The 14,687-nt window shown below is 34.8% G+C and carries 12 protein-coding genes; 6 read left to right on the forward strand and 6 right to left on the reverse strand.

The window, feature by feature from the left end; all coding sequences use genetic code 11:
- Nucleotides 1-43: 43 nt before the first annotated feature.
- Both xylA and FLP_RS06900 read right to left on the reverse strand, forming a co-directional pair.
- A complete protein-coding gene (gene xylA, locus FLP_RS06895; RefSeq protein ID WP_065448772.1) occupies nt 44-1,363 on the reverse strand; it encodes a xylose isomerase in 1,320 nt (439 codons plus the stop codon).
- 2 nt (nt 1,364-1,365) lie between these two features.
- A complete protein-coding gene (locus tag FLP_RS06900) occupies nt 1,366-2,895 on the reverse strand; it encodes a xylulokinase (protein ID WP_317044550.1) in 1,530 nt (509 codons plus the stop codon).
- Between the two features lie 356 nt (nt 2,896-3,251).
- Between FLP_RS06900 and FLP_RS06905 the strand changes: the two genes are divergently transcribed.
- From FLP_RS06905 to FLP_RS06925, 5 genes are all read left to right on the forward strand, one after another.
- The gene (locus tag FLP_RS06905; RefSeq protein WP_065448774.1) at nt 3,252-3,968 is read left to right on the forward strand and encodes an NUDIX hydrolase; all 717 of its coding nucleotides are present in this window, start codon (nt 3,252-3,254) and stop codon (nt 3,966-3,968) included.
- A complete protein-coding gene (locus FLP_RS06910) occupies nt 3,968-4,702 on the forward strand; it encodes an NUDIX hydrolase (protein WP_065448775.1) in 735 nt (244 codons plus the stop codon). The genes FLP_RS06905 and FLP_RS06910 overlap by 1 nt, the downstream gene beginning before the upstream one ends.
- A gap of 162 nt (nt 4,703-4,864) precedes the next feature.
- A complete protein-coding gene (gene lepA / locus FLP_RS06915) occupies nt 4,865-6,661 on the forward strand; it encodes a translation elongation factor 4 (RefSeq protein WP_065448776.1) in 1,797 nt (598 codons plus the stop codon).
- Nucleotides 6,662-7,168: 507 nt separating this feature from the next.
- Nucleotides 7,169-7,789 carry an outer membrane beta-barrel protein gene (locus FLP_RS06920; protein WP_065448777.1) on the forward strand — a complete coding sequence of 207 codons (621 nt, stop codon included), beginning with the start codon at nt 7,169-7,171 and terminating at the stop codon, nt 7,787-7,789.
- 106 nt (nt 7,790-7,895) lie between these two features.
- Nucleotides 7,896-8,852, forward strand: coding sequence for a helix-turn-helix transcriptional regulator (locus tag FLP_RS06925; RefSeq protein ID WP_065448809.1), 957 nt, complete (start codon nt 7,896-7,898; stop codon nt 8,850-8,852).
- Nucleotides 8,853-8,919: 67 nt separating this feature from the next.
- On the opposite strand, the gene FLP_RS06930 is transcribed toward FLP_RS06925, so the two are convergent.
- The gene (locus FLP_RS06930; protein WP_065448810.1) at nt 8,920-9,402 is read right to left on the reverse strand and encodes a DinB family protein; all 483 of its coding nucleotides are present in this window, start codon (nt 9,400-9,402) and stop codon (nt 8,920-8,922) included.
- Between the two features lie 273 nt (nt 9,403-9,675).
- The gene (locus FLP_RS06935) at nt 9,676-10,608 is read right to left on the reverse strand and encodes a 1-phosphofructokinase family hexose kinase (protein ID WP_065448778.1); all 933 of its coding nucleotides are present in this window, start codon (nt 10,606-10,608) and stop codon (nt 9,676-9,678) included.
- A gap of 186 nt (nt 10,609-10,794) precedes the next feature.
- Here FLP_RS06935 and thiL point away from each other — a divergent pair, with 186 nt between their 5' ends.
- Complete coding sequence (gene thiL / locus FLP_RS06940) at nt 10,795-11,841, forward strand: thiamine-phosphate kinase (RefSeq protein WP_065448779.1); 1,047 nt, start codon at nt 10,795-10,797, stop codon at nt 11,839-11,841.
- A gap of 86 nt (nt 11,842-11,927) precedes the next feature.
- Here the strand turns inward: thiL and FLP_RS06945 are convergent, their stop codons facing one another.
- Complete coding sequence (locus FLP_RS06945; RefSeq protein WP_065448780.1) at nt 11,928-12,626, reverse strand: response regulator; 699 nt, start codon at nt 12,624-12,626, stop codon at nt 11,928-11,930.
- On the reverse strand, nt 12,623-14,674 hold the full coding sequence (locus FLP_RS06950) for a tetratricopeptide repeat-containing sensor histidine kinase (protein WP_065448781.1): 2,052 nt from the start codon (nt 14,672-14,674) through the stop codon (nt 12,623-12,625). The genes FLP_RS06945 and FLP_RS06950 overlap by 4 nt, the downstream gene beginning before the upstream one ends.
- Nucleotides 14,675-14,687 lie beyond the last annotated feature (13 nt).

Genomic DNA, 14,687 nt, shown 5'->3' on the forward strand with positions numbered 1-14,687 from the left:
ATAGTTAAGAATTGGTTTAAATTATAGTTAGTAATTTTTAGTCTTAGTACGCATTCGAAATAATCTGTTCGAATAATTCCTGTCTTCCACTTAATGGTTGAGGTTCTCCACTTGCACGGGCAATTTTGCTAAGATCTTCAAGAGATAATTCTCCGTTTTCGAACTTGGCTCCGTTTCCGCCGTCAAATGAACTGTAACGCTGTGTGCGTAATTTTCTGTAATCTGTATTTTGTAGTATCTGATCTGCGCAGATTAATCCTCTTGCAAAAACATCCATTCCTGCGATGTGTGCAATGAATTTATCTTCTAAATCGATTGAATTTCTTCTCACTTTAGCATCGAAGTTTACACCTCCACCCTGAATTCCGCCACCTTCAAGGATAACCAACATAGCCTGAGTCACTTCCTGAAGATTAATAGGGAACTGATCTGTATCCCAACCATTTTGGTAATCTCCGCGGTTGGCATCAATGCTTCCTAACATTCCGGCATCAACTGCAACCTGCAATTCATGCTCAAAAGAGTGTCCGGCAAGTGTTGCGTGGTTTACTTCAAGGTTTAATTTGAAATCGTTTTGAAGTCCGTATTTATTAATGAAACCTAGTGAAGTCGCAGCATCATAATCGTATTGATGTTTTGTAGGTTCCATTGGTTTTGGTTCGATAAGGAAGTTTCCTTTAAAACCTTCTTTGCGTGCGTAATCTTTACAAGTATTTAAGAATCTGCCTAAATGGTCTAATTCTCTTTTCATGTCTGTGTTCAACAAACTCATATAGCCTTCACGACCTCCCCAGAAAACATAATTTTCTCCGCCAAGAGCAATTGTTGCATCAATAGCAATTTTTGCCTGAGCTCCTGCATACGCCAAAACATCAAAGTTTGGGTTGGTTGCTGCACCATTCATGTAACGAGGATTACTGAATAAGTTTGAAGTTCCCCACAACAATTTAATTCCAGATTCCTGTTGTTTTTGTTTCGCATATTCAACCATCGTCTGAATACGAGTTTCAAATTCTGCCAATGTTGGTGCATCATCTACCACATCTACATCATGAAAACAATAGTAAGGCAAACCTAATTTTGTCATGAATTCAAAAGCCGCATCCATTTTGTCTTTCGCTCTTAAAATCACATTTTCATTTTTATCCCATGAAAAAGTTTCAGTCGAAGCTCCAAACGGATCTCCACCTGTGTTACATAGCGTGTGCCAGTAAGCCATCGAAAAACGTAAATGCTCCTTTAAAGTTTTTCCTGCAACGACACGATTTTCATCGTACCATTTAAATGCCAATGGGTTAGTACTTTCTCTGCCTTCGAACTTAATAGTATCGATGTTTTTAAAATATTGATTAGTTGTGCTCATTATTATTGTTCTATTTTAATTTGACTTTTCCATTCCTGATAGTAATCCTGATATTGCGATGTCAGGATTTTGTTGGGTTCAATCCGGTCTAAACATTGCAATCCTGCGAAAGCTTCGTCAAGCGAATTGTAAAATCCTAAACCGTAAGCGGCGCCTCTTGCTGCACCTTCGGCTCCGGATGTATTGTATAATTCTAAAGTTGTTTGGGTTGTATTGGTGAAGATTTCTCTAAAAACCGGGCTCAAAAACAGGTTCGAATTTCCGGCACGAACTACAGTTCCTGAAACTCCAACTTCTTTCATCACATCAAAACCATAATTCATGGCAAACACGATTCCTTCGCAGGCTGCGCGCACCAAATGTGACGGTTGGTGAATATTGAAATTTAAATTCTGAATTCCTGATGTGGCATTTTTATTGTTGAAAATACGTTCAACACCATTTCCGAAAGGGTAAAAACGAAGTCCGCTGCTTCCTGCTTCCACTTTTGCAGCTTCTGCATTTAGTTTTTCGTACGCAATTAATTCCGCTCTGTCGACCGACATGATTTTGCGTAACCATTGGTATAAAATTCCAGAACCGTTTATGCACACCATCACTCCGTTGCGCTTTTCGGCTTCTGTATTATTGACGTGTAAAAAAGTATTGATTCTGTTTTGTTTGTCGTAAGCATCCTGATCGCTTACGGCATAAACTACTGCCGAAGTTCCGGCTGTTGTAGCAATTTCGCCGGGTTTTAAAACATTCAATGACAATGCATTGTTGGGTTGATCTCCGGCTCTGTAGGTAATTTTAGCATCGGGATTTAATCCTAATTCCTGAGCAATTTCGGGGTGAATGGTCGCCTGAATTCCAAAATTGGAAACAATTTCCGGAACTATATCTGAAGACAATCCCATTTTAGAAAGGATTTCTGTAGCCAGTTTTCCTTCAGAGAAATTCCACAAAGCAGCTTCTGATAATCCTGATGTACTTGTTTGAGCTATTTTTGATAATTTCGCCGCAATAAAATCGCCAGGAAGCATCATGTATTTTGCTTTTGCGAAAATTTCAGGCTGATTGTCTTTTACCCATTTTAGTTTTGAAGCGGTAAAATTTCCCGGACTTCCTAAAATTTGTTTTTGGCAATTTTCTGCTCCAATTTTAGCATAAATTTCATCTCCAATAATCGCAGCACGGCTGTCGCACCAAATAATCGAAGAACGAACGGGATTCAAATTTTCATCGGTTAAAACCAAACCGTGCATTTGATAAGCAATTCCAATTCCGGCAATTTTCTTTAAATCAATATGCGATTTTGCGCCTAATTGCTGGATTCCGTCTTTAACATACTGCCACCAGGATTCAGGATCTTGTTCTGCCCAACCAAATTGTTGTGCAATAATTGGCATTTCAAAATCCGGAACGCTCACTGCTCCAATATTCACTCCTTTTTCAGGATCGAAAACTGATAATTTTATCGAAGAGCTTCCTAAATCAATTCCTAAAAAAAACATTTGGTGGTATTTTAAGTTAGTTATAGATTTGTCCATTTTTAAACTTATAGTCAAACTGAACTTATCTTATGGTTAATTTGACTACAAGTGTAAAACATTTTTTCTATATTAACAAAATATTAGGGTTATATTTTTCCAATTCTGATAATAAGAGGATCATTTTTATGAATACAATAAAATATTAAGTGAAATAGAATAAAAAAATATCAAAAAAATAACGAATTAGCGATTTGACAATCAGCCGTTTAGAAATTATAATTTTATAATGGCATTTTCTAACTAATTACAAACAACTGATTGTCAGAAAATTATTTCGTTAAAAAAAATATAAAGGATTTATAAAACCAACTATACATTTTATTTATTTAATTTGTTTAAAATTTAAGTAGCATATGGTCAAAAATGTAGACGACGATTCATCTTTAAAAGGTGAACAAACCGCAATGAATGCGATCACGATTGACTGTGTCATATTTGGATTTGATAAAGGAAGTTTAGAAGTACTATTGGTACAACACGGAGAAGGTATTAGTAAAGGAAAATGGGGACTTCCGGGAGGATGGATTTATAAAAAAGAAAGTACAGATAATGCCGCACATCGTTTATTGAACGAACTTACTGGTCTTGATAATATTTACTTAGAGCAATTAAAAGCTTTTGGAGATCCCGATCGTTTCCCGCTTCGACGCGTTATTACGATTGGTTATTATGCTTTGGTAAAACGAGAAGATTATAATATTAAAGCAGGTTTTACGGCCGCTGATGCTAAATGGTATAAAATTAATAGTATTCCGGATTTGATTTATGACCATAATGAAATTCTGGCTTACAGTTTAAAACATTTGCAAAACAGAGTTCGTCAGGCGCCACTTGGTTTTAATCTTTTGCCTGAAAAATTTACTTTATTACAATTGATGCATTTATATGAAGAAATTTTGGGAATCGAAATGGATAAATCTAATTTCCGCAGAAAAATTCTTCACATGAAATTATTGGTTGCTTTAGATGAAAAACAACAAGATGTCTCACACAGAGCCGCAAAATTATATAAGTTTGATCCTGATATTTACAAAAAATTGACGGAAAAAGGATTTAACTTTGAATTTTAATGGCCTCTTCATCTTCTCAAAATATTTCGGAAACAAATACCAATATAGCTGCAGATAAAAAAACAGTTATACATGGCATCACGATTGACTGCGTTATTTTTTCTTTCGATAAAAAAAACCTGGAAGTACTTTTAGTACAACATGCCGGAGGAGCTAGTGCCGGAAAATGGGGGCTTCTTGGTGGAGATTTATATTTAGACGAAAGTATTGATAATGCTGCGCTTCGAATAGTATATGAACTTACAAGTCTTGACAATATTTACCTCGAACAGCTAAAAGCTTTTACAGATCCTGATCGTGTAAAAAGTACGAGAGTTATAACGGTTGGTTATTATACTCTGGTTAATCGGGAAGATTATAACATTAAAGCCAGCATTTCTGTAATTGAAGCGAAATGGTATAAAATTAAAGACATTCCGGATTTGATTTTTGACCACAACGAAATTCTCGAATTTAGTTTGATGCAATTGCGTAATCGTGTTCGTCAGGCACCAATTGGTTTTAATCTTTTGCCGGAGAAATTTACTCTTTTGCAGTTAATGCATCTCTACGAAGAAATATTAGGAATTGAATTGGACAAATCAAATTTCCGCAGAAAAATACTGCACATGAAATTATTAGTCGCACTTGACGAAAAACAGAAAGATGTTTCGCACAGAGCCGCAAAACTCTATAAATTTGATCCCGAAATCTATAAAAAACTCACAGAAAAAGGTTTCAATTTTGAGTTTTAAAACTGATTTTAAATTACAGATTCCAACAATCAGTAATCATCATTCCAGAATCCAAAACTTTGCGCTATCTTTGCGCCTTAATAACACTCTGTAAAGCAATTGTTACAGAACAAATTTATACCCGGAATTACTTAAACTCGTATAGAGAATTGATATTATAAAATGAAGAAGATACGTAACTTTTGCATTATTGCACACATTGACCACGGTAAAAGTACATTGGCAGACCGCTTATTGGGCGCTACACAAACCGTTACAGCTCGTGAAGAAAAAGCTCAATTGCTTGACAACATGGATCTGGAACGTGAGCGTGGAATTACCATAAAAAGTCACGCCATTCAGATGGAATATACCTATAAAGGAGAAGAATATATTTTAAATCTTATTGACACTCCTGGTCACGTTGACTTTTCATACGAAGTTTCACGATCTATTGCAGCTTGCGAAGGCGCGCTTTTGATTGTTGATGCTGCACAAAGTATTCAGGCACAAACGATTTCTAACTTATACCTTGCTTTAGAAAATGACCTGGAAATTATTCCGGTTTTGAATAAAGTCGATTTACCAAGTGCTAATCCTGAAGAGGTTAGTGACGATATTATCGATTTATTAGGTTGCAAATTAGAAGATATTATTCATGCTTCCGGAAAAACAGGTTTTGGTGTTGAGAATATCTTAGCTGCCATTATCGAAAAAATTCCGCCTCCGTCAGGAAATGTTGATGAGCCTTTACAAGCTTTGATTTTTGATTCACATTATAATCCGTTTCGTGGAATTGAAGTTATTTTCCGTGTAAAAAACGGAGAAATTAGAAAAGGGCAAAAAATTAAATTCATGGCTACAGGCAATGAATATTTTGCTGACGAAATTGGAACCTTAAAACTAAATCAGGTTCCTAAAAATGTAATTTCTGCTGGTGATGTTGGTTATTTGATTTCAGGAATTAAAGAAGCCAAAGAAGTAAAAGTTGGTGATACACTAACAGATGCTAAAACGCCTACGACTAATATGATTACGGGTTTTGAGGATGTAAAACCAATGGTTTTCGCCGGAATTTATCCCGTAGATACAGAAGATTACGAAGATTTGCGTTCTTCTATGGAAAAACTGCAGCTAAATGATGCTTCGCTAGTTTTTACTCCTGAAAGCTCTGCAGCGTTAGGATTTGGTTTCCGTTGTGGATTCTTAGGAATGCTGCACATGGAAATTATCCAGGAACGTTTAGAGCGTGAGTTCGACATGACCGTAATTACTACAGTTCCTAACGTTTCGTATTTGGCTTACACCAAAAAAGAACCAGAAGTTCCATTTGTTGTAAACAACCCTTCTGACTTACCGGAACCTTCTCGTTTAGATCGAGTTGAAGAGCCATATATTAAAGCAACCATCATTACAAAATCTGATTTCGTTGGAAACGTAATGAGTCTATGTATCGAAAAACGTGGTCAAATTACGAATCAAACTTATTTGACAACAGAACGTGTTGAATTGAATTTTGACATGCCATTGGCCGAAATTGTATTCGATTTTTACGATCGCCTAAAAACAGTTTCTAAAGGTTACGCTTCTTTTGATTACTCTCCTATTGGAATGAGAACTTCGAAACTGGTAAAACTGGATGTTCTTTTGAACGCTCAAACGGTTGATGCTCTTTCAGCTTTGATTCACGAAGACAACGCTTACAACATCGGTAAAAAAATGACCGAGAAATTACGCGAGTTAATCCCAAGACAACAATTTGATATTCCGATTCAGGCAGCAATTGGAGCAAAAATTATTGCTCGTGAAACGATTAAAGCGCTTCGTAAGGACGTTACCGCAAAATGTTATGGTGGTGATATTTCGCGTAAGCGTAAATTACTAGAGAAACAGAAAAAAGGTAAAAAACGTATGAGACAAGTAGGAAATGTTGAGATTCCTCAGGAAGCTTTTATGGCTGTTTTGAAACTTAACGATTAGATTTTTTTCTAGAATAAAGAATATAGATTAAACCCGATAACGAAAGTTGTCGGGTTTTTTGTTGTTTTATTTTTTCTACATAAATTTCAAAATACATCCACAATATAACACAACGCATATCGTAGAGGCGCACAGCATTGCGTCTTCCGCAAAGTTTACCGACAACTAATATACTTTTTTTACGAAATTGAGATAGATTGAGTAGACGCAATGTTATGCGCCTCTACGATACGCGTTGCGGATATTGTATAAATTTTAAACTTTCAAACTCTAAAAACTTTATTTTTTTGCTCCAAAAAAGCCCTGTTTTACCAAGATTACACTCCAATTCTCACTCATTAATACTAATTAAATCATAATAAAAACCTAAAAATAAACACGTAAATACTTATAAAAAAGTAAGATTATTAACTCAATAACTTCATTTTTAATGCAATTGATTGCTTTTGCAAAGGATTTAATTCTAAAAACATAATTTTAATCTTACAACTTTTAAAAGCAATTATTATGAAAACTAGATTTTTTATTATTTTATCAATGTTAACTTTTTCCTTCGCGAATGCACAACAAGACGAAGTAGACGCTGAAACAAACTCTGCAAAAGGTATAACTTTTGAAAAAGGCGATATGTTTCTAGAGGGTTCGATCAAAATTAGTACAGGTGGAGAAACCGATTATTATGGATTTAGTCCAAAATTCGGGTATTTACTAAATGACAAATTTGCTGTGGGAGCAAAACTAAATTATTCTAGTGAAAAAGAAGAAACTGTTCCGGAAACAAAAACCAACGTATTCGGAGTTGGTGCTTTTGCAAGATACTACTTTTTGGAATTAGACAAAAAACGTTTTAAAGCTTTTGCTGAAGCAGGTTTAGGGTTTGGAAGCAATAAGACTAAAATTGAAGGAATTGAAGATGACACTGATAATAGTATTACAGCAGATATCACTGTTGGATTAAATTATTTTGTGACCAAAAACATTGCGGTAACTTTTACATTGGCTAATGTACTAGCGTATAACAGTGTTTCTCCTGAAAATGGACCATCATCAGATACTTTTAATTTAAACATTAATTTATTTGAAAACATTTTCGACCAACCACAATTTGGTCTTTTATACAGATTCTAGATTTATATCGCTTAAATCTTCAAAAAAGCTGTCTCAATTTGGGACAGCTTTTTTTATTTCAAAACTTCGAACCTTTGTATCTTTGAATCTTCAATTAAAAGAAAAAATGGACGAAACCCCAAAACGATTTGACCGGATTATTGCTATTCTTATTCAGTTACAATCTAAAAAAATTGTAAAGGCACAGGAATTAGCCCATCGTTTTGAAGTGAGTTTAAGAACCATATATCGTGATATTCGAACTCTTGAAGCGTCTGGAGTTCCTATTTATAGCGAAGCCGGAGTAGGTTATGCTTTAATGGATGGTTACAGATTGCCTCCCGTGATGTTTACCCGTGAGGAAGTAAGCAGCTTTATTGCTGCCGAAAAATTGATGCAGAAATTTACAGATCCGTCACTTGGATCTCATTACGCATCGGCAATGTATAAATTGAAATCGGTTTTGAGGAGTAATGATAAAGACTGGCTTTCGAACATTGAGTCGAAAATTTTAATGCAGAGTCAGGAACCCTTGTTTCATGACAGTTCGCCTAACACTTTAGCTGTTTTGTTTGAAAGTATTGCAGAGAAAAAACAAATTTTACTTTGTTATAAAACTCTCGAAGCCGAAGAAGCAAGTAATAGAAATATTGAGCCTGTAGGCGTTTTTCATGATCATAACAATTGGTATTTTCTGGGTTATTGTCACTTACGAAAAGATTACCGCCAATTTAGAACCGATAGAATTCTGGGAATTCAGAAAACCGACTGTGATTTTACAATAGAACACGACTCACTAGAAACTTATTTAAAGAAAAACGAAACAATTCCGACGACGAAAGTCCGGATTTTAGCTTCGAAAAAAATCATCAATTATCTTCGATACGAGCAAAAATATCATGGATTTGTTTCTGAAAAAGAAGTGGACGACGAGATCGAAATGACCTTCATGTCACGCAATATCGAAGAAGGTTTTTCGCGTTGGTTTTTAACGTTTGGTGATTATGCTGAAATTTTAGAACCTCAAAGATTAAAAGACCGGGTTTTGGAACTTATCGAACGCAACAGAAAAAAACTGTTATAAAAAAACTCCTAAGCTGAATTTTACTTTCATCTCAGGAGTTTTTTTATTTAGACAATCTTCAAAAATGTTATCTTTCCCAGAAAAAAGGAGGAGTAATATTTAAAGCTCTCAGATACACATATCCTTGTCCGCGGTGGTGTACTTCGTTATCAATAAAATACAGAATATTCTGGATTACCGGAAATTCGTATTGACCAAAAAGATTAAAGTTTTCATTAAAATCTTCAATTGATAATTTCTCCCAATATTGGTTGATTTCAGCAGTTGCTTCGTCCCATTTTTCAAGATATTGCGCTTTAAAAATCATTTTTTCTGATGCTTCTTCACTAAAGGGTTTAACTTCTTTATTTACGATTCCTTTAAGTCCCGGAACTGCAATGGCTAAAAGTTCATCTGTCAGTTTAGAAAAAGTTCTCATTCCTCCTATCGAAAATTCAAAGAAATCTTTCTCCGGAAACAATTCAATTACACGACGAGTAAGGGCGCGGTGACCTTGCCAGTGTTTCAACAAATCTTCGGGAGTAATTACTTGGGCAGCTAATGTTTTCATAATTTTAAAGTTAAATATTTTTAATACTTCAAAAGTATTGAGGGTCGGTGACAACGGTTTGTCAGCAGGAAAAAAAATAAATATTTTTTTTCCTGCTGACAAACGTAGAGACGCACAGCCGTGCGTCTCACACAACGTAATCACAATATAACGTTGTGTAAAAAGGTAGAAACAAAAAATAATAGAGGAATAAAATGAGGTTACTGTGCGTGAGACGCACGGCTGTGCGCCTCTACAATATAGATTGTGATTAATTATGTCTTTCTTGGATCTTTATTTGTTTTTCAACCATTCAAACAAACGATGTGCATCTTCATATTTAAACAATTGTGTTCCTTCATTCATTGTTGCGGCAGATCCGCAGGCAACTCCCCAGCGAATGACTTCTTTCAGGCTTTTATTTTGAGACAATGCCCAAACCATTCCGCCCACCATACTGTCTCCGGCACCAACGGTGCTTTTTTTGGCAACATTTGGTGCGGGAACATATTCATAATGATCTTTCGTAACCAAAACTGCACCTTGCGGCCCTAAAGAAACGGCTACAATTTCGGCTCCGCCTTTTGCAATAATTTTTTTGGCGGCTTCGTTTACTTCTTCCATTTCAAGGCGTTCTACTCCAACTAATTTTGCGAGTTCACCCACGTTTGGCTTTATAAGATATGCTCCGGTTTCCAAAACTTTCTTTAAGGCTTCTCCTGACGTATCTATAATTAATTTTGAATTTGATGCTTTGGCAATTTCAGCTACTTTTTGATAAAAATCAGTCGACAAACCTTCGTTTAAACTTCCGCTTGCGACTAGAAATTTTGGTTTTAGATTTGAAATGGTTGCTAAAACTTTCTCAACTTCTGAATCAGTTAAAACATCTCCGGTAAAACCAAAACGATATTGCGAATTGGTATTATCATCAACAGCTATAAAGTTTTCTCTGGTTGCCGTTTTAGTTTCAATTGATTCAAAATCTACTTTTTCCTGTTTTACTAAATCTTTCAGCATTTCGCCCACTGGTCCGCCTGATGTAAAAACTGCTAGTGAACTTCCGCGTAAGCGAGAAATTGCTTTTGAAACATTTATTCCGCCTCCGCCTGCGTCGAATTGTGGTGTTGCGCATCGTATTTTCTGCTCGGCAATCAGGCCAGAAAAATGGGTACTTTTGTCTACCGAAGGATTTACGGTTAAGGTTACTATATCGAATATTTTCATTTTTTCTCTTTTTAATATCTCTTAAAGATCCGAAAAAAATGTTGTTTGCAAAACATAAAATTAAATAGACATAAATGCCTTGCCGTGCATCTTTGCGCAGAGATAAGGCGGTTGAAAATAACTTCCGGCTAAATTCGATAAAACCTTTGTACCTTTGCACCTTAGAAACTTTGGAACTTAAAAAAAATGATCGAAGATAAAAATCCGCAACGTACCAGTATAGCGCAATTAGGCGAGTTTGGCTTAATTGAACATTTAACCAAAAATTTTGATGTTACTCAGGAATCTACCTTAAAAAGTATAGGTGATGATGCTGCGGTTCTTGATTTTAAAGACAAGAAAGTAGTTGTTTCTACTGATTTACTGATCGAAGGCGTACATTTTGATTTGGCTTATATGCCTTTAAAACACTTAGGATATAAAGCAGTTGTTGTAAATATATCTGATATCTGCGCCATGAATGCCAGACCAACGCAAATAACCGTTTCTGTGGCTGTTTCTAATCGTTTTCCGTTAGAAGCCTTAGAAGAATTATTTGAGGGGATTACGCACGCTGCAAAAGAATACAAAGTTGATGTTATTGGCGGCGACACTACCTCATCGCAAAAAGGATTAATTATAAGCATTACTGCAATTGGTGAAGCTGATGCAGATGAAATTGTGTATAGAAATGGAGCTAAACAAACTGATTTACTTGTTGTAACCGGTGACATTGGTGCTGCATATATGGGATTGCAGGTTTTGGAGCGCGAAAAACAGGTTTTTCAGGTGAATCCAAACAGTCAGCCTGATCTTGATATGTACAGCTATTTAATCGAGCGACAGTTAAAACCTGAAGCAAGAAAAGATGTTCGTACTTTATTACACGCTCTTGAAATTAAACCAACATCGATGATCGATATTTCAGACGGATTATCATCTGAAATTATTCATTTGTGCAAACAATCAAAAGTGGGTTGTAATTTATACGAAGATAAACTTCCGCTCGATCCGCAATTTATTTCGACTTGCGAAGAGTTTAATATTGATAGTACAACGGTTGCTATTAATGGCGGCGAAGATTATGAATTGCTGTTTACCATTGACATTAATGACTTTGATAAGATAAAAGGAAATCCTAATTTCTCTATCATTGGTCATATGGCAGACGAAAGCGAAGGAATTAATCTGGTTACACGCGCCAACACTCAAATTCCTTTGAAGGCTCGTGGTTGGGATGCTTTGAGCGAGTAAACTTTTAAATTCCAAAATAAAAAATCCAAATTCCAACGATATAAGTATCAATTGGAATTTGGATTTTTTTTATTTTGGAATTTTATCTATAGAAATCCTTTACTCTTTGCTTCTTTCAATAATTCCTCATCAGAACCTGATTTTACTTTGAGCAATTCTTTAAGGCTTGCTTTACGCTTTTCGATTGCATTTTGAGAAATTGGGATATATTGCGGCATATCTTCAACCGATGTTCCTTTTGATAAATGAAATAAAATCTGCTTATCAAATTCATCTATTTCGATAGAATTATGAGGCGACTGATTGATTATTTTCTGAACGGACTGACTGTAATATTTATCATTTTTCATCACTTTATCAAAGGCAAAAAGCAGTTCGTCGAAAGTGAGATCGTTTTTAATAATTAAACCATTGGGCTGAATGGTTCTGATTATGGTTTTAATTTTTAATAATTCGGTATACATCGTTAGTAAAATAACTTTGCAGCTTGGCATTTTCTTCAGGATTAGCTTTGCTAAATCTTCGCCCGAATAAATATCTTTTTCCTCGTAAGCCGGCATACTAATATCTAAAAATGCGACATCAAAATGCGGTGTATTTTCATCTTCGATTAAATCATAACCTGATTTACAGTCGTGTGCCTGCGAAATTAAAAATTCATATTGATGAGGATTATAACGCGTTATGGCATTTTTATATCCTTCGATAATAAAAGGATGATCATCGACAATTAATATGTTCTTTTTAATTAATTGAGGGTCTGAGGCATTTGAATCAATTGTCATCTATTTTGTAGGTTAATTTTCTGGTCTATGGGTACTTTTATTATAAGAAGCGTTCCTTCTTGCGGAGCAGACTTTAAATGTACTGTGCCTTTGCATTCTGCAGCTCTATATTGAATGTTATGCAAACCTATACCATTTTTTGATTTTTTGGCATTAAAACCAACTCCATCATCATAAATAGACAAAACCAAATGATTTATTTCACTTTTAAACTCGACTTTTATAGTGTTTGCATTTGCATATTTATTACAATTTTGAAGTGCCTCCTGAACAATTCTGTATAAATTAATTTTAACGGCATTACTCACCAATTCCCATTTGATATTAGAATCGAAAGAGGTTATTAATTCTGCTTCATATGTGTTTTTTTGGTCTTCGAACAATTTGTTTAAAATCGCGATAAAATTATTAATTAATTCGGATTTCTCCCGATTTAAATCATGCGAAATTTCACGTATATCCTGCTCAATATTTTTAAGTTCTGTTAAATATTTTTTTCTTTTTAGAGCTGCCTCCGCCTCATCGATCTTATCTAAACTATCCAGGCTTATCCGCACCCCAAACATTCGCCCTAAAACGCCATCATGCAAATCCTGCGCTACTTTTTTCTTTTCTTTAATACGCATGAGCTCGATATCGTTTTGCTGCGAAATCATCAAATTATAAATATCTTCGTTTGCTATTTGCTGCTGTTGCTTAAAGAGTAATTCCCGGTTTTTGGCCTGTTGCGTTTTGTAAACATAAAAAAACAAACCTATTAAGGTACAGATACTAAAAACATAAATCAGGGTTTTATTTTTTTCCTGAAGATTTGAGTTTTGATCTTTTATTTCGTTGGTTTCATATTCAATACGAGAGAACTTTTCTCCCATTTTTCGTTCTGATTTTACCATTTTATCGTTCAGCTTAATATATTCTCTAGAATATAACGATGCATTTTTGGGATCGACTATAGCAATTTGTTTGAGCGCTTCTAGTGTATTAACAAACTTATTTGATGTACGGGACAAAGTTAATGCTTGTCTTGAAAACTGAAATGCTTTGAAAGTATCTCTTTTAAAAGCAAAATATTCAGACAAATGAATTTTACTCGAAACTACTCCCGAAGTAAGATCAAGACTGTCTCTAATTCTTAAAGATTTATAAAACAACTCCGGCAACTGATCTTGCTCTTTTAATTTGAATTTCGAATATCCCAGGTTATCAAGCAGAATAGCGTATAAACTTGCCCTGTCTTCAAAAAGATTTTCTTGCGCCAATCCTTTTTCAAAAAAAAACTTAGCCTTTTTATAATCGCCCATTTTCATATGGATAAAGCCAATATTATTGAGTGATGCTGCTTTATATTGATAAAATGCCAGTATCGATTTATCTTCTAAAATTGCTAAAGCTTTGTTTTGAAACTCTAATGCCTTTGTATATTCTTCTCTTTCATTATACAATATTCCTAACAGGTTATAGCTTTCATAATAGAGATCGTTTACTTTTTGTTGTTTTTTTAAACTGCGTAAAGCTTTAAAAACCCCTATTTCACTTTCAAAGAAATCACCCTCGTTATATTGCAGGCTTGCTTTATTTAAAAACGTTTTTGCTAAATTGTACTGATCATTTATTTTTAAATAAAGCTTTTCGGCCTTAAAATAATTCATAAAGGCACTATCAGAAATCGATTGGGATTCATAATAATCACCTAAGTACATATAGGCTTTGGCAATGTGCACGGAGTCCTGAGATTTTTGTGCCCTTTCGAGAATTAATTTAGTGGTTTGAAGGTATGATTTCCAATCGCTCATGTTGTAATAACGATTGGCGACTTTAAAAAGGTTTGCTTTATTAAGAGAGTCATCTTTTTGGTTTAAGATGATAGCTAAAGCTTTCTGACTGTAATTTTGTTTAATCTGTAAAGGCAAATTGTTTTCGTTTGCTAACGAAAGATACGTAGGAAGACTATCTGCGGGGGAAATTATATTTTTATCTGATTCTTTTTTCTTGGTACATGCCAATAGAACAAAGAATAAAATTAATATTATTTTACATTGCTTTTTCAATTTGTGTCTTTGA

This window comes from Flavobacterium piscis (assembly GCF_001686925.1).
Classification (GTDB): domain Bacteria; phylum Bacteroidota; class Bacteroidia; order Flavobacteriales; family Flavobacteriaceae; genus Flavobacterium; species Flavobacterium piscis.

Excerpts from the sequence above, each read along its gene's own strand:
- xylA (WP_065448772.1), bottom strand. The coding sequence starts at position 1,363 with ATGAGCACAACTAATCAATATTTTAAAAACATCGATACTATTAAGTTC.
- FLP_RS06900 (WP_317044550.1), bottom strand. The coding sequence starts at position 2,895 with ATGGACAAATCTATAACTAACTTAAAATACCACCAAATGTTTTTTTTA.
- FLP_RS06905 (WP_065448774.1), top strand. The coding sequence starts at position 3,252 with ATGGTCAAAAATGTAGACGACGATTCATCTTTAAAAGGTGAACAAACC.
- FLP_RS06910 (WP_065448775.1), top strand. The coding sequence starts at position 3,968 with ATGGCCTCTTCATCTTCTCAAAATATTTCGGAAACAAATACCAATATA.
- lepA (WP_065448776.1), top strand. The coding sequence starts at position 4,865 with ATGAAGAAGATACGTAACTTTTGCATTATTGCACACATTGACCACGGT.
- FLP_RS06920 (WP_065448777.1), top strand. The coding sequence starts at position 7,169 with ATGAAAACTAGATTTTTTATTATTTTATCAATGTTAACTTTTTCCTTC.
- FLP_RS06925 (WP_065448809.1), top strand. The coding sequence starts at position 7,896 with ATGGACGAAACCCCAAAACGATTTGACCGGATTATTGCTATTCTTATT.
- FLP_RS06930 (WP_065448810.1), bottom strand. The coding sequence starts at position 9,402 with ATGAAAACATTAGCTGCCCAAGTAATTACTCCCGAAGATTTGTTGAAA.
- FLP_RS06935 (WP_065448778.1), bottom strand. The coding sequence starts at position 10,608 with ATGAAAATATTCGATATAGTAACCTTAACCGTAAATCCTTCGGTAGAC.
- thiL (WP_065448779.1), top strand. The coding sequence starts at position 10,795 with ATGATCGAAGATAAAAATCCGCAACGTACCAGTATAGCGCAATTAGGC.
- FLP_RS06945 (WP_065448780.1), bottom strand. The coding sequence starts at position 12,626 with ATGACAATTGATTCAAATGCCTCAGACCCTCAATTAATTAAAAAGAAC.